The sequence below is a fragment of the Streptomyces millisiae genome (genome assembly GCF_031845425.1).
GTDB lineage: Bacteria > Actinomycetota > Actinomycetes > Streptomycetales > Streptomycetaceae > Streptomyces > Streptomyces millisiae.
This window is the reverse complement of sequence record NZ_JAVREM010000364.1, coordinates 1-425: the sequence shown is the minus strand read 5'-3', so window position 1 is coordinate 425 and position 425 is coordinate 1. Positions and strand designations below refer to the sequence as shown.

1 protein-coding gene and 1 pseudogene are annotated in these 425 nt (G+C 69.6%); both read right to left on the bottom strand.

Going from position 1 to position 425, the window contains the following annotated elements; genetic code table 11:
• Positions 1-170, bottom strand: a 170-nt coding sequence (locus RNC47_RS37105) for an ATP-binding cassette domain-containing protein (protein ID WP_311605277.1), incomplete at its 3' end; no start/stop codon positions are given.
• Positions 167-425: pseudogene (locus RNC47_RS37100) on the bottom strand (ABC transporter permease); the annotation flags it as partial. The gene RNC47_RS37105 and the pseudogene RNC47_RS37100, both read right to left, overlap by 4 nt.

The window sequence follows — 425 nt, the reverse complement described above, 5'->3', positions numbered from 1 at the left end:
CCCGTCGAGGGGGCGAGGAATCCGCCCATCATGTTGATGAGCGTGGACTTCCCGGCGCCGTTCGGGCCGAGCAGTCCGGTGACGCCGGGGCCCACCGTCATGGAGACGTCGTTGACGGCGACCACATTGCCGAACCAGCGCGAGGTGTGGTCGATCTCGATGGTGGTCACAGCCCGACCCTCCGGTAACGGCGCATCAGGACGGCGTACGAGCCGGCGACGAGCGCGAGGACAACGAACAGGTAGACCACTCCGGTACCGGCCCCCGGGCCTTCCCCTCCGGGGAAGGCGGAGGTGGCGCCGAGGAACGCGGTCTGCACACCGTCGATCAGCGTGATCGGCGAGAAGAGGCCCAGCCACTCCACGGCCCCGGGCGACCCGGTCTCCCAGGCGATGGCCTGGACCGTGGAGACGGCACCGTAGGAG